General features: G+C 45.4%; 18 protein-coding genes and 1 riboswitch. Of the genes, 8 read left to right on the top strand and 10 right to left on the bottom strand.

Annotated elements, in window-relative coordinates; genetic code table 11:
* Window positions 1–157: 157 nt before the first annotated feature.
* From hemG to AACR09_RS19975, 3 genes are read right to left on the bottom strand one after another with little or no spacing between them, the layout of a single operon-like run.
* Entirely contained in the window at window positions 158–685 is a 528-nt protein-coding gene (gene hemG / locus AACR09_RS19985; RefSeq protein WP_017077284.1) for a menaquinone-dependent protoporphyrinogen IX dehydrogenase, read from the bottom strand.
* A gap of 10 nt (window positions 686–695) precedes the next feature.
* Window positions 696–2,153 carry a TrkH family potassium uptake protein gene (locus AACR09_RS19980; protein ID WP_017077285.1) on the bottom strand — a complete coding sequence of 486 codons (1,458 nt, stop codon included), beginning with the start codon at window positions 2,151–2,153 and terminating at the stop codon, window positions 696–698.
* A gap of 34 nt (window positions 2,154–2,187) precedes the next feature.
* The gene (locus tag AACR09_RS19975) at window positions 2,188–2,811 is read right to left on the bottom strand and encodes a YigZ family protein (protein ID WP_004736669.1); all 624 of its coding nucleotides are present in this window, start codon (window positions 2,809–2,811) and stop codon (window positions 2,188–2,190) included.
* 227 nt (window positions 2,812–3,038) lie between these two features.
* Here AACR09_RS19975 and fadB point away from each other — a divergent pair, with 227 nt between their 5' ends.
* The 3 genes from fadB (at window position 3,039) to acuI (ending at window position 7,623) form a co-directional block, all read left to right on the top strand.
* A complete protein-coding gene (gene fadB, locus AACR09_RS19970) occupies window positions 3,039–5,210 on the top strand; it encodes a fatty acid oxidation complex subunit alpha FadB (protein WP_086971988.1) in 2,172 nt (723 codons plus the stop codon).
* 26 nt (window positions 5,211–5,236) lie between these two features.
* Window positions 5,237–6,400 (top strand): acetyl-CoA C-acyltransferase FadA, encoded by a 1,164-nt coding sequence (gene fadA / locus AACR09_RS19965; RefSeq protein WP_017058821.1) that lies wholly within the window; start codon window positions 5,237–5,239, stop codon window positions 6,398–6,400.
* 242 nt (window positions 6,401–6,642) lie between these two features.
* Window positions 6,643–7,623: an acrylyl-CoA reductase (NADPH) gene (acuI, locus tag AACR09_RS19960; protein WP_061025200.1), complete on the top strand. Its 981-nt coding sequence runs from the start codon at window positions 6,643–6,645 to the stop codon at window positions 7,621–7,623.
* 132 nt (window positions 7,624–7,755) lie between these two features.
* Here the strand turns inward: acuI and AACR09_RS19955 are convergent, their stop codons facing one another.
* On the bottom strand, window positions 7,756–8,697 hold the full coding sequence (locus AACR09_RS19955) for a LysR family transcriptional regulator (protein WP_102397891.1): 942 nt from the start codon (window positions 8,695–8,697) through the stop codon (window positions 7,756–7,758).
* Window positions 8,698–8,853: 156 nt separating this feature from the next.
* A complete protein-coding gene (locus AACR09_RS19950) occupies window positions 8,854–9,039 on the bottom strand; it encodes a hypothetical protein (protein ID WP_004736674.1) in 186 nt (61 codons plus the stop codon).
* Between the two features lie 149 nt (window positions 9,040–9,188).
* Between AACR09_RS19950 and tusA the strand changes: the two genes are divergently transcribed.
* Window positions 9,189–9,440, top strand: a complete 252-nt coding sequence (gene tusA, locus AACR09_RS19945; RefSeq protein WP_004736675.1) for a sulfurtransferase TusA — start codon at window positions 9,189–9,191, stop codon at window positions 9,438–9,440.
* Window positions 9,441–9,523: 83 nt separating this feature from the next.
* Here tusA and AACR09_RS19940 read toward each other — a convergent pair whose 3' ends face one another.
* A complete protein-coding gene (locus AACR09_RS19940) occupies window positions 9,524–9,778 on the bottom strand; it encodes a hypothetical protein (protein WP_004736676.1) in 255 nt (84 codons plus the stop codon).
* A gap of 151 nt (window positions 9,779–9,929) precedes the next feature.
* Window positions 9,930–10,484, bottom strand: a complete 555-nt coding sequence (locus AACR09_RS19935; protein ID WP_017077289.1) for a TMEM165/GDT1 family protein — start codon at window positions 10,482–10,484, stop codon at window positions 9,930–9,932.
* Between the two features lie 34 nt (window positions 10,485–10,518).
* Window positions 10,519–10,694, bottom strand: a riboswitch (yybP-ykoY riboswitch).
* 210 nt (window positions 10,695–10,904) lie between these two features.
* On the opposite strand from AACR09_RS19935, the gene glyQ reads away from it, so the two are divergent.
* From glyQ to AACR09_RS19915, 4 genes are all read left to right on the top strand, one after another.
* Window positions 10,905–11,819 carry a glycine--tRNA ligase subunit alpha gene (gene glyQ, locus AACR09_RS19930; RefSeq protein ID WP_009848159.1) on the top strand — a complete coding sequence of 305 codons (915 nt, stop codon included), beginning with the start codon at window positions 10,905–10,907 and terminating at the stop codon, window positions 11,817–11,819.
* 2 nt (window positions 11,820–11,821) lie between these two features.
* Complete coding sequence (glyS, locus tag AACR09_RS19925; protein WP_017081723.1) at window positions 11,822–13,903, top strand: glycine--tRNA ligase subunit beta; 2,082 nt, start codon at window positions 11,822–11,824, stop codon at window positions 13,901–13,903.
* Window positions 13,904–14,105: 202 nt separating this feature from the next.
* Entirely contained in the window at window positions 14,106–16,193 is a 2,088-nt protein-coding gene (locus tag AACR09_RS19920) for an alpha-amylase (protein WP_193834507.1), read from the top strand.
* A 255-nt stretch (window positions 16,194–16,448) separates the two neighbouring features.
* Window positions 16,449–17,699, top strand: coding sequence for a valine--pyruvate transaminase (locus tag AACR09_RS19915; RefSeq protein ID WP_193834505.1), 1,251 nt, complete (start codon window positions 16,449–16,451; stop codon window positions 17,697–17,699).
* A gap of 230 nt (window positions 17,700–17,929) precedes the next feature.
* On the opposite strand, the gene AACR09_RS19910 is transcribed toward AACR09_RS19915, so the two are convergent.
* The 3 genes from AACR09_RS19910 to recF form a co-directional block, all read right to left on the bottom strand.
* Window positions 17,930–18,364 carry an Hsp20 family protein gene (locus tag AACR09_RS19910; RefSeq protein WP_017107513.1) on the bottom strand — a complete coding sequence of 145 codons (435 nt, stop codon included), beginning with the start codon at window positions 18,362–18,364 and terminating at the stop codon, window positions 17,930–17,932.
* A gap of 504 nt (window positions 18,365–18,868) precedes the next feature.
* On the bottom strand, window positions 18,869–21,286 hold the full coding sequence (gene gyrB / locus AACR09_RS19905; RefSeq protein WP_017081727.1) for a DNA topoisomerase (ATP-hydrolyzing) subunit B: 2,418 nt from the start codon (window positions 21,284–21,286) through the stop codon (window positions 18,869–18,871).
* A gap of 17 nt (window positions 21,287–21,303) precedes the next feature.
* A complete protein-coding gene (gene recF / locus AACR09_RS19900; RefSeq protein WP_004736685.1) occupies window positions 21,304–22,383 on the bottom strand; it encodes a DNA replication/repair protein RecF in 1,080 nt (359 codons plus the stop codon).
* Window positions 22,384–22,453 lie beyond the last annotated feature (70 nt).

The following is a 22,453-nucleotide window of genomic DNA, read 5'->3' as shown; positions in this document are numbered from 1 at the left end:
GCTGATTCGTTTTGGTTTCTTACGAAGCCTTCCCGTTTCAACGAGGTCGCATTATAGAGATTTCGATCACACTGGCAAGCCCTTTTTGAAGTTTTTCTCGTTTTTTTATTCGTTCGATTAAAAAGAGCACAAAACGCCTCAAAAGTAGGCTTTTCTCTTACATCTCTTGCAGTTTCTTGGAGAATAAAGAGACTTTTTCCCAGTTCGTATACTCAACTTCTTTGGTTGTGTCCGTTTCTCCGCCTGTCATATTCATAATGAAGCGAATCATGGTTTTATCGAACCAGTTATAACGAGGGTAATAGAGAGCACCCGCGAATACACCGATTAGAGTCGGCTGCCATGGTGACTTAAGAAGAAACTTCTTAATATAGGCACTACCTTCAGGGGTGTCTTTACCTTGGTCTTCTTTACGAGCCGTTAAGTTAACGCAGAAGAAGGCAACCTTATTGGATTGCAACTGAGTAAGGTTGGCATCAATGAACTTATATAGCTTCTTATTAAGGTGGCCGTAACGAATAGATGCACCAATCAACACTCGGTCGTATTGAGCAAAGTCGACATTACTAATAGTGTGCAGATCTTGAAGCTCACATTCGAACTCATTCATTTCTTCTTTTATATAGTTCAAGATCTTCTTGGTTTGCCCTTCACGGCTTGAATACAAAAATAGAGCTTTTGCCACAATGTTGTCCTTAGCTACGCCAAAACGTAGGGGTCAATAAAATTAATAAGGTGAATATCTCTAAACGACCAAACAGCATAGATACGATCAACACCCATTTGGCCTTATCATTCACATCGCCGAAGTGCATTGCCACTTCACCTAAGCCAGGGCCAAGGTTATTCAATGTTGCCGCTACGGCAGAGAAAGCACTCAGCTCATCCATCCCAGTAGCAATAAGAGCCAACATACAAACCACAAAAACCAATGCGTATGCAGAGAAGAAGCCCCAAACCGCATCAACAACACGCTGTGGTAGTGCCGAACCGCCAACCTTGATGGTATAAACAGCTCGCGGGTGGACAAGGCGCTTCATTTCACGAGCACCTTGCAGAGTAAGCAATAAGATTCGAATGACTTTCATACCACCGCCCGTTGAACCTGCACAGCCCCCTATAAAAGAAGAGAACAAAAGCAGAACAGGTAAGAACAATGGCCACTCGGAGAAACCTGTGGTGGTGAAGCCTGCTGTCGTCGATATAGATACCGTTTGGAACAAGGCTTGATCAAAGGCATCGTAATACGAGTCATAAGAGTGGTGATTAAGCAGTAATAAGAAACAAACTAAGAACAAAACCGCTTGAATAAAGATAAAGGCGCGGAATTCAGGATCTTTCCAATAATACTTAGGATGCACACCACCAGAAGCAAATGCAGCAAAGTGAAGCGAATAGTTACACGCAGAGATAAGAAGGAACACGACCGTAATCATGTTGATAGCCGGACTGTTGAAATAGCCCATACTCGCATCGTGAGTCGAGAAGCCACCAATCGCAATAGTAGAGAAGCTATGACTGATAGCATCAAAGAAGCTCATGCCTGCAAGCCAAAACGCCACCGCACAAGCAATCGTTAGACTCAGATAGATGTACCAAAGCGCTTTCGCCGTTTCAGCAATACGCGGAGTCATCTTACTATCTTTTACTGGACCCGGGATTTCTGCACGGTATAGCTGCATACCACCGATGCCGAGAACAGGAAGGATGGCTACCGCTAATACGATGATACCCATACCACCAAACCATTGCAGGAATTGGCGATAAAACAGAATCGCCTTAGGCAGATCATCGAGGCCGACAATAACGGTCGCGCCCGTGGTTGTTAATGCAGAGAAGGATTCGAAGAAAGCATCGGTTACCGACACATTGGGGTTATCGGCGATCAAAAACGGTAGCGCACCAGCACTACCGATTACCGTCCAGAATAAAACAACAATCAAGAAGCCATCACGCGCTTTCAATTCATGCTTATAACGTCGGTTTGGAAACCAGCAGGTTGCTCCACAGAATAAGAGAACAAAAAAGGTTGTCACAAATGGCACACCCGCACCATCTCGATAGATCAGAGCGACGAGCGCAGGTGCGAGCATTGATACACTAAAAAGTGCTAATAATAATCCGACGATTCGAATAATTGAGCGAAATTGCATGAGCTATTGAACGAAGCGAAATGCTTCACACTTCCTAGTTGTCTTTGACTTTCGTTACCAGTGCCTTAGCACCGCTTTTATTGATCATGGTTTGGGTAAACGAATCTACCTGAAGGAGCTCTATTTCAATAATAAGCTCAACTTGAACACCATAATCCGCTTGGACTTCAACAGCCTGATGCTGAGCCATGATAGATTGTGCAATCGGCACAAAGCCATAGTCTAACTCTAGCCGTAATTTTGTGGTTATTTTTTTCTCGATAGTTTGAAGCAGCTTGAGAGCTTGTTGTACTCCACCACCATAAGCCTTAACTAAACCACCAGTACCGAGCTTGATTCCGCCTGAATAGCGAGTGACTACAGCCGTTAACTCGCCAACACCCGAACCAGACAGTTGCGCCAAGATAGGCTTTCCAGCAGTACCCGAGGGTTCGCCATCATCACTAAAGCCCCACTTCATCGAGTCTTCAGGTCGCCCGGCAGCAAAGCCCCAACAATTATGTCGCGCTGAAGAATGCTCTTTTTTTACCTGTTCAACGAACTGCTTAGCAGCTTCTACACTTGGAGTATGAGCAAGATGAGTAATAAAAACGCTCTTTTTTATCTCTTCTTCAAATAAAGCCGACGCTGACGGTATTAAATAGGGCTGTTCATTCATATCGTTAACTTAATTATTAAGAGCGGCGAAGTGTATCACGCGTGAATAATAAGGGTTAGAGGATCTGTGCTATCGCACAATGTTAAACAATTGTTTAAAAAATGTATTGAAATTAATCAGACAGAGGTACAGACTAAGATAACTGGTCTTACCAGGTATTCTACAATAATAGAAAGATAACAAGATTCTCTCAAACAATCGTGGATTGTATGTCATGGAGATAGACAATGATTTACCAAGCTAACACCCTACAGGTAAAGGAATTACAAGATGGTATTGCGGAATTAAGCTTCTGTGCACCAGCCTCTGTAAACAAACTCGACCTTGCTACTTTAGAATCACTAGACAAAGCGTTAGATGCTCTTAATGCTCACGCAGGATTACGTGGTTTAATCTTAACTTCAAACAAAGACGCGTTCATTGTAGGCGCAGACATCACTGAATTTCTTGGCCTATTTGCTAAGCCAGAAGCAGAACTTGATGAATGGTTAAGATTCGCTAATTCAATCTTCAGCAAGCTCGAAGACCTTCCTGTCCCAACTCTTTCAATGATGCGTGGCCATGCCCTTGGCGGCGGCTGTGAATGTGTACTCGCTACTGATTTCCGTATCGGTGACAAGACCACCAGCATTGGCCTACCTGAAACCAAACTTGGCATCATGCCTGGTTTTGGTGGTTGTGTGCGCCTACCTCGTGTTATCGGTGCTGACAGCGCTATGGAAATTATCACGCAAGGCAAAGCATGCCGTGCAGATGAAGCGCTTAAAGTTGGCTTGTTAGATGCGATTGTTGAAACAGACCAGTTACTAGAATCGGCAATCAACACAGTTTCTCTGGCTGCTAATGAAAAATTAGACTGGCAATTACGCCGTAAACAAAAAACATCAGCGCTTTCACTAAGCAAACTCGAAGCGATGATGAGCTTTACTATGGCTAAAGGCTTAGTGGCTCAAAAAGCCGGGCCTCACTACCCAGCTCCGATTACTTCTGTGATTGCGATTGAAGAAGCAGCACGTAGCGATCGCGATGCAGCACTCGACATCGAACGTAAACACTTCGTTAAGCTAGCAAAATCTGAAGAAGCGAAAGCACTGGTTGGCCTATTCTTAAATGACCAATACATTAAAGGCTTAGCAAAACAGGCTGGTAAATCTGCCAACAAAGCGACTGAACGTGCTGCGGTACTTGGTGCTGGCATCATGGGCGGCGGTATTGCTTACCAGTCAGCATTGAAGGGCGTGCCAGTGATGATGAAAGACATCGCACAGGCGTCTCTTGATCTTGGTATGAACGAGGCTTCTAAGCTGTTGAATAAACGCTTATCACGCGGTCGCCTAGATGGATTCAAGATGGCAGGCATTCTGTCTTCTATTACTCCAAGTCTACATTATGCAGGTGTTGAACAATCAGATGTGATTGTGGAAGCCGTTGTAGAAAACCCTAAAGTAAAAGCAGCAGTACTGAGTGAAGTTGAAGGTCTCGTGGGTGAAGATACAGTTCTTACATCAAACACCTCAACAATTCCGATCAACCTATTAGCGAAATCTCTAAAACGCCCAGAAAACTTCTGTGGTATGCACTTCTTTAACCCAGTACACCGCATGCCTTTGGTTGAGATCATCCGTGGCGAGCATACTTCAGAAGAAACAATTAATCGCGTAGTCGCTTACGCAGCGAAGATGGGAAAATCCCCTATCGTTGTTAACGACTGCCCAGGCTTCTTCGTTAACCGTGTGCTTTTCCCTTACTTTGGCGGTTTCAGCATGTTGCTACGTGACGGCGCTGACTTCACCAAGATCGATAAAGTGATGGAACGTAAGTTCGGCTGGCCAATGGGCCCAGCATACTTGCTAGACGTTGTAGGCCTAGATACAGCACACCACGCACAAGCAGTAATGGCGCAAGGTTTCCCAGAGCGTATGGGCAAAGAAGGTCGTGATGCGATCGACGCGCTTTATGTCGCTGAAAAATACGGCCAGAAGAACGGCAGCGGTTTCTACACATACAGCGTAGACAAACGCGGTCGTCCTAAGAAGACCTTCTCTGAAGAGATTCTTCCTATTTTGGCTGACGTATGCCAACAGCCACAAGATTTTGATGACCAGACCATTATCCAGCGCGTGATGATTCCAATGATCAACGAAGTGGTGCTTTGTCTAGAAGAAGGCATTATCGCGACACCGCAAGAAGCGGATATGGCATTGGTTTACGGTTTAGGCTTCCCTCCATTTAGAGGCGGCGTATTCCGCTACTTAGACAGTGTGGGTATTGGTAACTTCGTTGAAATGGCGAAAGGCTACCAAGACTTAGGTGCAATGTACCAAGTTCCTCAACTATTGCTTGATATGGCAGCGAAGGGCGAAAGCTTTTACGACAGCCAACAAGCCAGTTCTCTGTAACCCACATTTGGAAAAGGAATAGCAAAATGAAAAATGTAGTTGTTGTTGATTGCCTTCGTACCCCAATGGGACGTTCCAAAGGTGGAGCTTTCCGTCACACTCGTGCTGAAGATCTGTCTGCACATTTGATGAAAGGCATTTTAGAGCGCAACCCAGAAGTAAACCCTGTCGAAATTGAAGATATTTACTGGGGCTGTGTACAACAAACGCTAGAGCAAGGCTTCAACGTTGCACGTAACGCTGCCTTGCTTGCTGGTCTACCGATTGAGATTGGTGCGGTAACAGTCAACCGTTTATGTGGTTCATCTATGCAAGCTCTGCATGATGCAACTCGCTCTATCATGGTTGGTGATGCTGAAATCTGTCTGATCGGTGGTGTGGAACACATGGGCCACGTACCAATGAACCATGGTGTTGATTTTCACCCTGGCATGTCAAAACATGTAGCAAAAGCGGCTGGCATGATGGGCCTAACCGCTGAGATGCTAGGTAAGATGCACGGCATTAGCCGTGAAGACCAAGATGCATTCGCAGCACGCTCACATGCTAGAGCTCAAGCAGCAACGGTTGAAGGTCGTTTCAAAAATGAAATCCTACCAACCGAAGCTCACGCTGCAGATGGCTCTCTGTTCACTCTGGATTACGACGAAGTCATTCGCCCAGAGACAACGGTTGAAGGCTTATCTCAGCTTCGACCGGTGTTTGACCCAGCAAACGGTACAGTAACAGCAGGTACTTCATCAGCTCTGTCTGATGGCGCTTCTGCAATGCTTATCATGAGCGAAGAGAAAGCTAACGCACTTGGCCTTAAGATTCGCGCTCGCGTGAAGTCTATGGCTATCGCTGGCTGCGATCCTTCAATCATGGGTTACGGCCCAGTACCAGCAACCCAAAAAGCACTTAAACGTGCAGGCCTAACCATTGAAGACATGGGTGTGATTGAGCTAAACGAAGCGTTTGCTGCTCAATCTCTACCTTGTGCTAAAGACTTAGGTCTACTGGATGTTGTTGACGAGAAAGTAAACCTTAACGGCGGTGCGATTGCTCTGGGTCACCCACTAGGCTGTTCTGGTTCTCGTATCTCGACGACGCTAATCAACCTGATGGAAGCCCAAGACGTGAAATACGGCCTGGCGACTATGTGTATTGGTTTAGGCCAAGGTATTGCAACGGTATTTGAACGCCCATAGCGTTTACTAACTGTAATACTTGAAGGGTAATCTTTTGTGCAGCTATATTTATATAGCTGCACTTTTTATTGCTCGGCGTCCAATAATGTATCGATTCGTTCAGCTAACTTAGCGAGAGAAAAAGCACCACTCACATCTATGCACAAAACGCATATATTCAATGTTGATGTTTCATTATTTTTTCTTCGATGATTCAACTAAAGTTACTTCAGTTTCCTAATATTCCTCCCACGGAGCAGATCATGTTTAAAGCACTTGTACTAAATCAAGAAGATAAAAAAACTATCGCATCAGTATCTCAAATTGATGAATCTCAATTACCAGAAGGTAACGTGAAGGTTGATGTGAGCTACTCTTCTTTGAACTACAAAGATGGTTTGGCGATTACAGGTAAAGGGCGCATTGTTCGTAACTTCCCTATGGTTCCTGGTATCGACCTTTCTGGTGTGGTTTCACAATCTGATGATCCACGCTACAAAGCGGGTGACGAAGTTGTTCTAACGGGTTGGGGTGTTGGTGAAGGCCACTGGGGTGGCATGGCTGAGAAAGCGAGCCTAAACGGTGATTGGTTAGTTCCAATGCCAGCGGGTCTAGACGCTAAGAAAGTAATGGCGATCGGTACGGCAGGCTTCACCGCAATGCTTTGTGTGCAAGCTATCGTAGATGCAGGCATCAAACCAGAAGACGGTGAAATCCTAGTAACGGGTGCAAGTGGCGGCGTAGGCAGCGTGTCTATTACGCTACTTAACCAGCTGGGTTACAAAGTGGCTGCGGTTACTGGTCGTGCTTCTGCAAATGGCGAGCTATTAAAATCACTAGGCGCAACACGCATTGTAGAGCGTGCTGAACTAGAAGAACCGGCGAAGCCACTTGAGAAACAACTGTGGGCTGGCGCTATCGATACGGTAGGTAGCAAAGTGCTTGCTAAAGTATTGGCGCAAATTGATTACAACGGTGCGGTTGCGATGTGTGGTCTAGCGGGCGGTTTTGACTTACCAACAACAGTAATGCCATTTATTCTGCGTAATGTTCGTCTACAGGGTGTTGATTCTGTAATGTGCCCTCGAGAGAAACGTATTAAAGCGTGGGAACAACTGGCTGAGCTACTACCAGAATCTTTCTACGCTCAAGCGACTAAAGAAGTGTCTTTAGATGGCGCAATTCAAGCTGCAGAAGACATCACTAACGGTCAAATCACTGGTCGTGTAGTCATTAAACTATAGATTCTCAAACATAAAGTTATCAAACCTTAAGCAACTATAGGCTTGGATAACCTAAAACAACAAAGGGCTGATTTTTATCAGCCCTTTTGCGTTTTTGTCATTAGAATCAAGTGAACCAAAGCTAAGACCCGGTTAACCCAAACCTACATCCGCAATCCGTTTTTGAATCAATTCGCCACACTCCTCTTTTACCACTCTTCTTAACCATTGTTGTGAAGCTGAAGAATCGCAACGTGAGTGCCAGATCAGTGAGTAATCAAACGGCATAAACTCAAATGGTAATGGCTTAACAACCAAGTCATAGCGCTCTGCCACCAAATAAGCCAGATCGGCTGGTACAGTGATCACCAACGGCATTCTATCGACAATCGCCAATGCAGCTTCAAGGTGATAAGCACGCAGCACCATTTTACGTGGGTTTTGATTGGCTAAAGCATTATCTAATAACGCTTTAACACCATCACTGATCGCAATCATCGCGTGCGGGAGTGATACATAGTCTTCAAGGCTTAAAGGCTGATCCGCCAATGGGTGGTTTTTAGATAACAGACACGACACACCAACCGGCCCCAAGACCTCTTGATGAAGTGGTGCAACGCTGCCACTCGGACGACAGATCGCCATATCAACACGTTCGGTACTGAGCTGTTTAAACAAATGCTCATGCTGCAGCGGTGCAAACTCCAAAGAGATGTTCGGCGCTTGTTCATAAATCTTAGGCAATGCATAAGGCAAGATGGTTTGCATCGCGTAGTCAGTAGTCGCAATCAGAAAGCGTTCACTGCAATAGTAAGGATCGAAATCACTAGGGCTCAGCAGTTGGCGGAATGACTCTAAAGGCTGATCAATACGCTGACTGATTTCGAGTGCTTTTTTGGTGGGAATAAGGTGCTGACCTTGGCGTGTAAACAGCGGATCGTTAAGTAATTCTCTTAAGCGCCCTAACACTCGACTGGTTGCCGATTGACTTAAGTTAAGACGAAGCGCAGCCTGGCTAACACTACCCTCTTCAATCAATACTTTTAAGGCGACCAATAAATTAAGGTCTCTACGATAGATGTCTTCTAATTCCACGCCACTTACCTAGTTGTATAGAACTGTCATTAGTTACTAAGTTGTTTATAGCATGCTTTAGATAAAAAAAATCCCGCAATTATGCGGGGAAGCCCAAGAAAATCTGGGGATAGTGTCGGAATGTTGTCGTATCGGAATTTGCTTGTTGTATTCGGGTTAGTGCTCTTGCTCTTCGGCTATACCTTGCCAACGACGCATCTCTACCCAAATACCAATAATCGTTGCTACTATGCCAAAGATAGGCATCAGTGAGGTCTCTGTCGATGAGCGTAAAACTAACGCACAGAAAGAAATAAAACAGAGAACTGAATAAATTGTTAATCTATCTAATCCTGTCAACATCGCCACTCCTTAGCTAGTTGCCTTTGTTTCAAGTTGTTATCAACTTGTTAACTAAGTTATAGGAAATGATTCTGTTTGCCAAGCACTTATTGCATATTTTTTCTGCAGACGTATTATTCACTCGTTAGATAGAAATAGAGATACAAACCATGACATTCAAACCTGAACTGGCAACCCATACTTTAGAAGCTGAAGGCCTACGTTGCCCGGAACCAGTAATGATGGTCAGGAAGACAATTAGAAACATGCAGGATGGCGATGTGTTACTGGTAAAAGCTGACGATCCTTCGACAACTCGAGATATCCCGAGCTTTTGTCGATTCATGGATCACCAGTTGGTAGGTCAAGCGACAGAAACGTTGCCTTACCAGTATTTGATCAGAAAGGGATTGGAGGCATAACGCCCCACCGAGTATCAAGCATCAAAAAAGCCGCTCGTACCTTATGTTCTTCAACAGAACTCAGAGTACGAGCGGCTTTTTGTTTATTCGTTTCTAGATTTATTTTGCAGATGCTCAAGCTGATGCTGAATTTCTCGGATATCTTTGCGCATAGGAATAATATGCGCCACTCGAATCCAGGCCTCTACCGCAAGCCCAGTCATGATCATCGAACCAGCCACCATTGGTAGCCACATGTCCGTCAACACCATGCCTAATAGTGTAAGTGCAAGACCAAAGGTAAATAGATAACTTTGGCTTTGTGGAGTAATACCCATATAACGCGTCAACATAATCATGCCCTCGTGTTCTTAACTCACAAGATTAAAATATCATGACAAGTATGACAGTTATATGTCCATTCGCTCGATAAACCCGACAATACTGTAAGAGTATGACCTACAACACATTACTCTACTGGTTGAGTATAATAAGACTCAATACCACCGCTTAATAGAAAGCCGCTGCGATAGCCAAACCCACGAATAACAAGGCGGTGATCTTGCGAATCAGATCAAGAGGCATCTTATCTGCCGATAACTTACCAATGATCACCACTGGCACATTCGCCAGCAACATACCAATGGTAGTACCCAGAATCACCCACGTTAATGCATCAGAATATTGAGCCCCTAGAATGGAGGTCGCAATCTGAGTCTTATCGCCAATCTCAGCAATAAAGAAAGCGATAAAGCTGGCGACAAATGGGCCTCGATTCGAGATCTGCTCATCGTCATCCAACTTATCCGGAATCAGAATCCAGCCCGCCATCGCAATGAAACTGACCACCAGCACCCACTTTAAGATTTCAGGAGATAAGTAATCTGCGATAACGACACCGAGCCATGCAGCAAGAGCATGATTGGCAATGGTGGCAAAAAAGATAGCCGCGATAATAGGTATCGGCTTGCGATATCGACTGGCTAATAAAAGGGATAGCAACTGAGTCTTATCACCGATCTCGGCTAAGGCGACAGTTGTAATTGAAATTGCTAAAACGCTCACGACATGCTCATTTGGGACGGAGATTATTATATTTAACCAAAGACAAACCTCGCGCCCCATCCCGGTTCACGATGCTTGTCTAAGGTCTTGCTAAGCGCCACCAAGGTGGTGGTTGCCTCGAACGCCATGATGATTTTGCATCAATTATGTTGACGGACGAACTCATTCAATAGGATATGAATAAGTAAGCTACTCCCCAAAGACCGCGAGATTTTAATCACCCACGCTTTCAAACACAAGTGTCAAAGTTATCAAAATATCCACTTGTGCCGAAAAACAAACATTAAAGGCAAAAAAATCCACTAAACGACATTTTAGACCACTAATTAAACAAGATTACCCCTACTCGCTTTACCAATATCTCGGTATACTCAGAGGTTATTTTTCTCATTCATTTAAAAGAATCGCGCGAACCTGACTATGCAAAAATACGATATCAAAACCTTCCAGGGAATGATCCTCGCGCTGCAGGATTACTGGGCACAAAACGGTTGTACCATTGTTCAACCACTAGATATGGAAGTAGGTGCTGGCACCTCTCACCCAATGACATGTCTACGTGCACTTGGCCCAGAGCCAATGTCTACGGCATACGTTCAACCTTCTCGTCGTCCGACCGATGGTCGTTACGGTGAAAACCCGAACCGCCTGCAGCACTACTATCAATTCCAAGTAGCTCTAAAACCTTCTCCAGATAACATCCAGGAGTTGTACTTAGGCTCTCTTGAAGTTCTTGGTGTCGACCCGCTTGTTCACGATATTCGCTTCGTAGAAGACAACTGGGAAAACCCAACGCTAGGCGCATGGGGTCTTGGTTGGGAAGTATGGCTAAACGGTATGGAAGTGACTCAATTCACTTACTTCCAACAAGTTGGCGGCCTTGAGTGTAAGCCTGTAACGGGTGAGATCACTTACGGTATCGAGCGTCTAGCAATGTACATCCAAGAAGTAGACTCTGTTTACGACCTTGTATGGAACGTAGCACCAGACGGTTCTAACGTGACTTACGGTGATATCTTCCACCAAAACGAAGTTGAGCAATCAACGTACAACTTCGAGCACGCAGACGTAGATTTCCTATTCACTTTCTTCGACCAGTGCGAAAAAGAGTGTAAAGAGCTACTTGAGCTTGAGAAGCCACTGCCGCTTCCAGCTTACGAGCGCATTCTAAAAGCAGGTCACGCATTCAACATCCTTGATGCGCGTAAAGCTATCTCTGTAACAGAGCGTCAACGTTACATCCTTCGTATCCGCAACCTGACTAAAGCTGTTGCAGAAGCGTACTACGCGTCACGTGAAGCGCTTGGCTTCCCAATGTGTAAGAAGGATAAATAATCATGGCGAAGAATTTTCTAATTGAACTGGGTACGGAAGAGCTTCCACCAACGGCACTTCGTTCACTAGCTGAAGCCTTTGCTTCTAACTTTGAAGCGGGTCTTAAAACGGCTGAGCTTTCTCACGAAGGCATCAAGTGGTACGCAGCACCTCGTCGTCTAGCACTTAAAGTGACTGCACTGGCTGAAGGCCAAGCAGACAAAGTCGTTGAGAAGCGCGGTCCTGCAATTTCTGTAGCATTCGATGCTGAAGGCAACGCGACTAAAGCTGCACAAGGTTGGGCTCGTGGTAACGGTATTACTGTTGAGCAAGCTGACCGTCTGAAAACAGACAAAGGCGAGTGGCTTCTTTTCAAACAAGAAGTAGCTGGCAAACCTGTTCAAGAATTGGTGATGGACATCGCTGCGAAAGCTCTCGCTGGCCTACCAATCCCTAAAGCAATGCGCTGGGGTAACTCAGACATTCAATTTATCCGTCCAGTGAAAACACTGACAGTACTACTAGGTGATGAGCTTGTTGAAGGCAAAATCCTAGGCGTAGCTTCTGCTCGTACTATCCGTGGCCACCGTTTCATGGGCGAACAAGAGTTCACAATCGACTCTGCTGACCAATACCCTGCGATCTTAGAAGAGCGCGGTAAAGTAATGGCCGATTACGATGCGCGTAAAGCGATCATCCTTGCTGATGCTAAAAAAGCAGCAGACGCGGTTGGCGGTATTGCAGACCTAGAAGATGACCTTGTTGAAGAAGTTACCTCTTTGGTTGAATGGCCAGTGGTGCTTACTGCTAAGTTTGAGCAAGAGTTCCTAAAAGTGCCTTCTGAAGCATTGGTTTACACCATGAAAGGCGACCAGAAGTACTTCCCTGTTTATTCGCATGAGATTGGTGACGCTGAAAGAAGCCTTCTACCAAACTTCATCTTCGTATCGAACATCGAGTCTAAAGAGCCTCGTCACGTTATCGAAGGTAACGAGAAGGTTGTACGTCCACGTCTTGCTGATGCTGAGTTCTTCTTCAACACCGACCGTAAGCGTCCGCTTATCGACCGTCTTGCTGAACTAGACCAAGCTATCTTCCAGAAGCAATTAGGTACTATCAAAGACAAAACAGACCGCATCACAGAACTTGCTGGCTACATTGCTGAGCAAATCGATGCTGACGTTGAAAAGTCTAAGCGCGCAGGCCTACTGGCTAAGTGTGACCTAATGACATCTATGGTATTCGAATTTACGGATACTCAAGGTGTGATGGGCATGCACTACGCAACGCACGATGGTGAAGACGAGCAAGTAGCACTGGCACTTTACGAGCAGTACATGCCTCGTTTCGCGGGTGATACGCTACCAAGCACTGGTATTTCATCTGCTGTAGCAATGGCAGACAAGCTAGACACTATCGTGGGTATCTTCGGTATTGGCCAAGCACCAAAAGGTTCTGACCCATTCGCTCTACGTCGTGCATCACTAGGTGTGCTACGTATCATCGTTGAAAACGGCTACAACCTAGACCTAACTGACCTTATCGGTAAAGCGAAAGAGCTACTAGGCGACAAGCTAACTAACGACAACGTAGAAGCTGACGTTATCGACTTCATGCTAGGTCGTTTCCGCGCATGGTACCAAGATGCTGGTTTCAGTGTTGATATCATCCAAGCGGTACTAGCACGTCGTCCAACTAAGCCAGCTGACTTTGACCAACGTGTTAAAGCGGTTTCTCACTTCCGTGAACTGGAAGCAGCAGAAGCACTAGCAGCAGCGAACAAGCGTGTAGGTAACATCCTCGCGAAATTCGATGGCGATCTACCCGCTGAAATCGATCTAGCGCTTCTTCAAGAAGACGCAGAGAAAGCGCTGGCTGAAAACGTTGAAGTAATGACGGAAGCACTAGAACCAGCATTCGCGACAGGCAACTACCAAGAAGCCCTAAGCAAACTTGCTGACTTACGTGAACCCGTTGATGCATTCTTCGATAACGTAATGGTTATGGCTGATGATGAAGCGCTTAAGAAGAACCGTCTAACGCTACTGAACAACCTACGTAACCTGTTCCTACAGATTGCTGACATCTCTCTACTGCAAAAATAAGCACGAGTGAGACAGTTGCTCTAAGACATACTCTGAGTAACTAACGGTAAACACCTAAAGGGAAGCGAAAGCTTCCCTTTTTGTTTTTGTGAACCAAGCATTTGTTTGTAGAGGTGTTATTGATTAACTGAATGAATCAGCACTCAGACTGTAGAGGGCATTGTTTGCTATAAATAACCTGTTTATTCAGGGGAAGGGAACAATGAAAAAAACAGTACTCGCGCTTTCAATGCTCGCACTCAGCGCATGCAGCCAAACCAGTGACAATAACCTATTACTGACAATTGATAACGACACTGTCGTATTTGAATCATCAGGTAAAGGCACCGTAATTGCAGAACAGGAACTCGCCAAAGGTAGCTATACCTTCTCTATCAGCGACGCTCAAAAGACCTGTGGTACTAACTATGCTTTGGCTGAAGAGAGTCGCATCAAATTCAATAAACCCCTTCGTCTAGACGACTGTGCCGAGAATTCTGAAATCGCCATCAAGGTCTTTCGCGCTAACACCTACCAGTTTACGCTCAACCCACAGACCAATGAACTCACGGTTCAGATAAAGCCAAAGCAGCAACAAGTTCAAAGCTTTGCCTGCCCAGTACCTAGTGACCAGCCAACCACCATCAACGTTGCTCAAACCTTTGATGATGGCACCTTGGTAAGAGACGCCCTTTCAGGAAAACAAGTCACAGTTACCAACGGCAGCGTCACCATGCAGCCAGCAGAAAATAGCCAAGGCGTTCTGCTACTCGAGAAAGTAGAACCAGAAACCAAAGCCGATTTTAGTTGGGACAACGCCACGGTTTACTTCGTGATGACCGACCGCTTCCACAATGGCAACCCTGATAACGACAACAGTTACAATCGTAGCCAAGATGGACAAGATGAAATAGCCACCTTCCACGGTGGTGACTTAGCCGGGTTAACCGAAAAACTCGACTACATAGAATCACTCGGTGCCAATGCCATCTGGATTACCTCTCCACTAGAGCAGATCCATGGCTGGGTTGGCGGCGGTGATCGCGGTGACTTCAAACACTACGGCTACCACGGCTACTACCATCAAGATTGGACCAAGCTCGATGACAACATGGGCACCGAAGACGAGCTGAAAACCTTCATCGATACCGCGCACAGCAAAGGCATTCGCGTTGTTTGGGATGTGGTAATGAACCACACCGGTTATGCGACACTTGCCGACATGCAAGAGTTTGATTTTGGTAAGCTCAACCTCACGGATGAACAAGCTAAACAAACCCTTGGCGAAAACTGGACAGATTGGCAACCAGAAGCAGGCCAGAACTGGCACTACTTCAATAACTACATATCTTACAGTGACAAAGAAGCGTGGGAGAAATGGTGGGGTAAAGCTTGGTTACGCAGCGACATTGGTGCTTATGACTCTCCGGGTTACAACAACCTCACCATGTCTTTGGCGCACCTGCCCGACTTTAAAACCGAATCAACAGAGACCACCGGGCTGCCTAACTTCTATCGCAACAAGTCCACCAGCGCCACGGATGAACTCAAAACCCCTCGTGAACATCTCATCACTTGGTTGTCTGACTGGGTACGCGAATATGGCGTTGATGGCTTTAGAGTCGATACCGCGAAACACGTTGAGCTCGAAGCCTGGGCAGAATTGAAAGAGAGTACTAACCAAGCACTTGCTGAATGGAAACAGAACAACCCAGACAAAGCGTTGGATGACCTACCATTCTGGATGACAGGTGAAGTATGGGCACACAGCGTGGTGAAATCAGACTATTTCGCTAACGGGTTTGATTCGATCATCAACTTTGAATTCCAGAGCGACATCGCCCCTAAGGCGCTTAAATGCCTATCCGATCTCGATGCTGACTACCTGCGCTACGCAGACAAGATCAACAACGACAGTGAATTCAACGTGTTGAGTTACCTTTCATCTCACGACACCTCACTATTCTGGACACAACACGGCAGTGACTTTTCCAAACAAACCAAAGCTGCGAACGCGTTGATGCTGGCTCCCGGTGCAGTGCAGATCTATTACGGTGATGAAATCGCTCGTGATTTCGGCCCAACAGGCTCCGACCCAATGCAAGGCACGCGATCTGACATGCCTTGGGATCAAATCACAGGTGAACGAGCAGAGTTGCTGGAACACTGGCAAGCGCTTGGCCAATTCCGCCAACGCCACCCAGCGGTAGCCCAAGGGAAGCACATCATCCGTAACAGCAAGGGCTACTATGCGTTCGAACGCCAATACCAAGATGACAAGGTATTAGTCGTTTATACCGGCTCGAAGTAAACGCTGATTGAAATAACCCGTACAAATTAAAAGGAGAAGCTTAGGCTTCTCCTTTTTTGATCACGAAACACTCGTTCAATAAGAAAGCAGACACTCATTAGTTAAACTTTATAGAAGTTTTTTTCACGTTAGAGCATTTGGCGCTATGCGTCGCAAAAACATTGCGGTATGTTCAAGGAACACACTGATGGTAGACATAAGGTCTGCCTTAATGACACATAACAAGCAATCACAATGAATTAGGTAAAATAAGTAATGCAGTTCTCTAAGTTTGGTGAAAAATTTAATCGATACTCTGGAATCACTCGTTTAATGGATGATTTGAATGATGGCCTGCGCACTCCTGGTGCAATCATGCTCGGAGGTGGCAACCCAGCCGCTATCCCAGCCATGCTCGATTACTTTAACCAAGCCAGTGCCGACATGCTCGCCAGTGGAGAACTCATCGCCGCCCTCGCCAACTACGATGGTCCGCAAGGCAAAGACAGCTTCATCAAATCGTTAGCGGCGATGCTAAAAGAGACTTATGGCTGGGACATTAGCGAGAAGAACATCAGCCTGACCAACGGCAGTCAAAGTGGCTTCTTTTACCTATTTAATCTTTTAGCAGGCCAACAACCAGACGGATCACACAAGAAAATCTTGCTACCGATCGCGCCTGAATATATCGGCTACGGCGATGCTGGCATTGATGACGATATTTTTATCTCTTACCACCCAGAGATCGAACTGCTAGAAAACCGCCAGTTTAAATACCACGTTGATTTTGAAAAGCTCAAGGTTGATGACTCGGTTGCCGCTATCTGTGCTTCTCGCCCAACCAACCCAACCGGTAACGTGCTGACCGACGAAGAAGTACGTAAACTGGATAAACTGGCGCGTGAAAACAACATCCCGCTACTGATCGATAATGCCTATGGCTTGCCGTTTCCAAACATCATCTTTGAAGATGTCGAACCGTTCTGGAATGAAAATACGATTCTGTGCATGAGCTTATCTAAACTTGGTTTGCCTGGGGTACGTTGCGGTATCGTGATTGCGAGCGAAGAAGTAACACAAGCGCTAACCAACATGAATGGCATTATCAGCCTAGCACCCAATAGTGTCGGCCCTGCAATTGCCAATCACATGATTGAAAACGGCGATTTACTGCGCTTGAGCAGTGAGGTGATCAAACCTTTCTATAAAGATAAATCTCTACGTGCAGTTGAGCTTTTACAAGAAGCGATCGATGACCCTCGCTTCCGTATCCACAAGCCTGAAGGCGCGATTTTCTTATGGCTATGGTTTGATGAACTGCCGATTACCACCATGGAGCTGTACGACCGCCTCAAAGCTCGTGGCGTATTGATTGTTCCGGGTGAATACTTCTTTATCGGCCAAGAAGACGAGTGGGATCATGCCCATCAATGTTTACGCATGAACTACGTGCAAGATGATGAGGCGATGCAGAAAGGCATTTCGATCATTGCTGAAGAAGTGAAAAAGGCTTACTCAGAACAGTAATCTGAGCTTTTAGCTTACTGTAACCCAAATACAAAAAGAGCACCGACCTTCTTCAAGGTACTGGTGCTCTTTCACTTCTACTTCCCGATAATGTTTGTCACTTGAATACCCTAAATAATTGGGGGTTCAGCTAGGCGACTAGAAAATTCAGCCCTATGAGCATAGGGAACCTATGTAATTAGGGGGAATTTACGACGTCAACAACGCTGTAGCTTCAAGTATGACGGGTATTAGCCTTCTAGTAGGCTATTACCGTTGATAGCAATCTTACGTGGTTGCATCGCTTCTGGGATTTCGCGTTCTAGGTCAATGTGAAGAAGACCATTTTCCATGCTTGCACCCACCACTTTTACGTAGTCAGCCAGTTGGAATTTACGCTCGAAATCGCGCTCTGCAATACCTTGGTATACGAAAGTTTTCTCGGCTTCGGCTTTACGCTCACCTTTAACAATTAGCATGTTCTCTTTTTGAGTAAGGTCTAATTGATCATCTGCAAAACCAGCGACTGCCATAGTAATACGGTAGTTGTTCTCGTCTTTTTGCTCGATATTGTAAGGAGGGTAACCGCCAGAAGTATTTTTCGACGTGTTCGATTCCATCATATTGAATAGACGATCGAAGCCGATTGCGTTGCGGTAAAGTGGAGTGAAATCTACAGTTCTCATAATGCTATCCTTTTAGTAAGCAATAGTCTTAGCCGTGAATTTTACTGAGATCGAACCTGTGAGTGATCCAGTAAACAGCTAAGGGATTCAGTTCGCATTCCACGGGTTTCACCTCGTTTGGTGACAACTCTGGGACATGACAATGAATCAATTTTTAAATTGTGTGCTGCCAAAGTTATCCTCTATTGAGCGATACTCTAGCAACGGTTATGAAGGTTCTGTTTCTTCTCTTGTAGAGCAAGACAGTCATCCTCTTCACAACTAGATATGTGGATTGAGCAAATCAGTTTCAAGCGTTTATTTTCAATTATTTTTCCAATCCAATATTTTTCAATCACTTAAAAACAAAAAAGACCGTCATTTCTGACAGTCTTTTCAATAAGATATTGAGTTTTTTGAGACGAAGCTATTTCGTTTTAGTTCAAGGAAGAGGCGCGGAGCATACGAATGTATGTGAGCACCTCTGACACAGAAATTAAGCGAAAGAGCGAAGTATCAAAGATACTAAACGTCTAGGTTAGCTACTTTAAGTGCGTTTTCTTCGATGAAGTTACGACGCGGTTCTACTTGGTCGCCCATCAACGTTGTAAACAACAGATCAGCACCAACAGCATCTTCAATCGTTACTTGCATCATACGACGAGTTTCAGGATCCATTGTTGTTTCCCAAAGCTGATCAGGGTTCATCTCACCTAGACCTTTGTATCGTTGTAGGCTCAGGCCACGACGAGACTCTTTCACTAACCAGTTCAGAGCTTCAACGAAGCTAGAAACTTCTTGAGTACGCTCACCACGCTTAATGTAAGCGCCTTCTTCAATCAGGCCATCAAGTGCTTCAGAAAGATCCGCTAGCTTGCCAAACTCTTTCGAGTTGATAAGGTCAATGCTCAGTACGTGCTCATGAGTTACACCATGAGTACGAACCACAATCTTAGGAACGCTTAAACCTAGCTCTTCGTGTTTTTCAACTTCAAGAGAATATTGGCTCGCACCCGCTTCTTTACCGTTTAACTGCTCTACAAGCTGCTTACCCCAAGCTTCAACCACCGCGTCATCATGACACTGCTCAGCGGTTAGGCGAGGAACGTAAATCAGTTCGTGAACCAATGCGCGTGGGTAGCGGCGGCTCATACGATCAACCAGCTTGATACCTGCATTGTATTGCTGAACAAGCTTCTCTAAGCCTTCACCAGCAAACGCAGGTGCTTCAGGGTTTACGTGCAGTTCTGCATTGTCTAAAGCCAAAGATACTTGATACTGGTTCATCGCATCTTCATCTTTGATGTACTGCTCTTGCTTACCCTTCTTCACTTTGTAAAGCGGTGGCTGAGCAATGTAGATGTAACCACGTTCAATCAGTTCAGGCATTTGACGGTAGAAGAACGTCAGTAGCAGAGTACGGATGTGAGAACCATCGACATCGGCATCGGTCATGATGATGATGTTGTGGTAACGCAGTTTATCTGGGTTGTATTCATCACGGCCAATACCACAACCAAGGGCTGTGATTAGCGTTGCGACTTCTTGAGAAGACAGCATTTTATCGAAACGCGCTTTCTCTACGTTAAGGATTTTACCTTTAAGCGGTAGGATTGCTTGGTTCTTACGGTTACGCCCCTGCTTAGCTGATCCGCCAGCAGAGTCTCCTTCCACAATATACAGTTCAGACTGAGCAGGATCTTTTTCCTGACAGTCAGCTAGTTTACCTGGAAGACCCGCTAAATCTAATGCGCCTTTACGACGAGTCATCTCACGAGCTTTACGCGCTGCATCACGAGCACGCGCTGCATCAATAATTTTAGAACAAACGATTTTCGCTTCACCTGGGTTCTCAATTAGGAACTCAGATAGCTTCTCACCCATCGTAGACTCAACGGCAGACTTCACTTCTGAAGAAACCAGCTTATCTTTAGTTTGGCTTGAGAACTTAGGATCTGGCACTTTCACTGAAACAATCGCTGTCAAACCTTCACGAGCATCATCACCTGATGTTGAAGTCTTCGCTTTCTTCGAGAAGCCTTCTTTGTCCATGAAGCTGTTCAAGGTACGCGTTAGTGCAGCACGGAAACCCGCTAAGTGAGCACCACCATCGCGTTGAGGGATGTTGTTGGTGAAACAGTAGATGTTTTCTTGGTAACCATCGTTCCACTGCATTGCAACTTCAACAGTGATGCCGTCATCACGCTCTGAATCAAAGTGGAAAATCTTTTGGATGATTGGTGTTTTGTTGGTATTAAGGTGTTCAACAAACGCTTGGATACCGCCTTCGTATTCGAAGTGATCCATTTTGTCTTCTTCGCGCTTATCAATTAGCTTAATTGATACACCTGAGTTCAAGAATGATAGCTCGCGTAGACGCTTAGCTAAAATATCGTAATGGAATTCGATGTTAGTGAAGGTTTCTTCACTCGGCCAGAAACGAATCTCTGTACCTGTTTTGTCCGTATCACCCACAACCGCTAGTGGCGCTTGAGGCTCACCGTGACAGTATGTTTGAGTGTGGATTTTGCCACCGCGGTGGATAGTAAGAGTAACTTGCTTAGAAAGTGCGTTAACTACTGAAACACCAACACCGTGCAAACCACCAGATACTTTGTACGAGTTATCATCGAACTTACCACCAGCGTGAAGAACCGTCATGATTACTTCTGCTGCTGATACTTTTTCTTCTGGGTGCAATTCAGTTGGAATACCACGGCCGTCATCGCTTACTGACACAGAACTATCTTCATGGATAGTTACGATGATGTCATTACAGTGACCAGCGAGTGCTTCATCAATAGAGTTATCTACCACCTCAAAAACCATGTGGTGCAGACCGGTACCATCATCCGTGTCGCCAATGTACATTCCAGGACGCTTACGTACCGCATCCAGACCCTTCAGTACTTTAATACTCGATGAATCGTAATTATCTGACATAGTTACTCTCTGACTAATTATCCTTGCTCTATTTTGCCATGTTCCACATGAAACATCCTGCTATTTTCGTCATGCATATCTGCAATCTGATCAGCGGTAATAGAGCTTACAAAAACTTGAGCCTGGGTCGCCTTTAAACACTCAGCAAGACGTGCTCGGCGTTGGCTATCTAATTCGGAAGCAAAGTCATCTATCAAGTAGATGCACTGCTTACCTGTCATTTGAGTGAGGTGTTGCCCTTGTGCTACTCGTAACGCGCACACCATCAACTTCAACTGACCTCGTGACAAGACATCTTCCACTGGAGTGCCGTTCACTTTTATCTTTAGATCCGCTTTGTTTGGCCCACTAAAGGTGTAACCAAGCTGCTGATCCCTTTCAAAATTCTTTTCTAATATCTCGGCGTACGGGGTATCTTTATCCCAGCCACGATAATAGTTAATCTTTATCTCAAACTCAGGCAAGAAGGTCGCGCAGATTTCTTCGGCGACTTCTTTAAGCTGTTCAACGTAAGTGGCACGCCACTGGCTGATGCTTTCAGCTAAACGGGCTAATTCTTGATCCCAATAGCTCAGTTCTCGATAGTTCGTCGCCGTTTTCAATAATGCATTACGCTGTTTATTTAGGCGCTTTACTCTGCCCCAAGCATCATAAAAACCCGACTCACTGTGGAAGACTCCCCAATCAATGAATGCGCGGCGATGCTTAGGTCCATCGGTTAGTAAATCAAACCCTTCGGGGTGAATCAACTGCAAAGGTAAGACTTGAGCTAACTGAGCCAATTTTTGCCCAGTTTGACCGCTTATTTTAACCTCTGTGGTGCCATCGCGCTGCTTATTAATGCCAATTGGCAGCTCAAATTGATCCGAGGTCAAAAAACGGCCATGGACAAACAGTTCGCTACACTCATTTTGAATGATACGACCGGTTAAGGAGCTCTTGAACGAGCGACCATGTCCGAGCAGATACACCGCTTCAAGGACACTGGTTTTGCCGCTTCCGTTAGCCCCTATAAGAAAGTTAAAGCCTGATGACGGTTGAATGTCACAGGCTTCAATATTTCTAAACTGCTTTACGATTAAGCGCGATAAAGGCATAACGTCTTCATATTAATCTTCAATCACGGCTCGATAGACAAACGTTGTTGATAAGCAAACATAATGTATA

It is taken from the genome of Vibrio sp. OPT20 (assembly GCF_963889365.1).
In the GTDB taxonomy this organism is placed as follows: domain Bacteria; phylum Pseudomonadota; class Gammaproteobacteria; order Enterobacterales; family Vibrionaceae; genus Vibrio; species Vibrio splendidus.
The sequence above is the reverse complement of the archived record's forward strand: the minus strand, read 5'-3'. Positions and strand labels throughout refer to the sequence as shown.

Excerpts from the sequence above, each read along its gene's own strand:
- AACR09_RS19980 (WP_017077285.1), bottom strand. The coding sequence starts at position 2,153 with ATGCAATTTCGCTCAATTATTCGAATCGTCGGATTATTATTAGCACTT.
- AACR09_RS19975 (WP_004736669.1), bottom strand. The coding sequence starts at position 2,811 with ATGAATGAACAGCCCTATTTAATACCGTCAGCGTCGGCTTTATTTGAA.
- fadB (WP_086971988.1), top strand. The coding sequence starts at position 3,039 with ATGATTTACCAAGCTAACACCCTACAGGTAAAGGAATTACAAGATGGT.
- fadA (WP_017058821.1), top strand. The coding sequence starts at position 5,237 with ATGAAAAATGTAGTTGTTGTTGATTGCCTTCGTACCCCAATGGGACGT.
- acuI (WP_061025200.1), top strand. The coding sequence starts at position 6,643 with ATGTTTAAAGCACTTGTACTAAATCAAGAAGATAAAAAAACTATCGCA.
- AACR09_RS19950 (WP_004736674.1), bottom strand. The coding sequence starts at position 9,039 with ATGTTGACAGGATTAGATAGATTAACAATTTATTCAGTTCTCTGTTTT.
- tusA (WP_004736675.1), top strand. The coding sequence starts at position 9,189 with ATGACATTCAAACCTGAACTGGCAACCCATACTTTAGAAGCTGAAGGC.
- AACR09_RS19940 (WP_004736676.1), bottom strand. The coding sequence starts at position 9,778 with ATGATTATGTTGACGCGTTATATGGGTATTACTCCACAAAGCCAAAGT.
- glyQ (WP_009848159.1), top strand. The coding sequence starts at position 10,905 with ATGCAAAAATACGATATCAAAACCTTCCAGGGAATGATCCTCGCGCTG.
- glyS (WP_017081723.1), top strand. The coding sequence starts at position 11,822 with ATGGCGAAGAATTTTCTAATTGAACTGGGTACGGAAGAGCTTCCACCA.
- AACR09_RS19920 (WP_193834507.1), top strand. The coding sequence starts at position 14,106 with ATGAAAAAAACAGTACTCGCGCTTTCAATGCTCGCACTCAGCGCATGC.
- AACR09_RS19915 (WP_193834505.1), top strand. The coding sequence starts at position 16,449 with ATGCAGTTCTCTAAGTTTGGTGAAAAATTTAATCGATACTCTGGAATC.
- AACR09_RS19910 (WP_017107513.1), bottom strand. The coding sequence starts at position 18,364 with ATGAGAACTGTAGATTTCACTCCACTTTACCGCAACGCAATCGGCTTC.
- gyrB (WP_017081727.1), bottom strand. The coding sequence starts at position 21,286 with ATGTCAGATAATTACGATTCATCGAGTATTAAAGTACTGAAGGGTCTG.
- recF (WP_004736685.1), bottom strand. The coding sequence starts at position 22,383 with ATGCCTTTATCGCGCTTAATCGTAAAGCAGTTTAGAAATATTGAAGCC.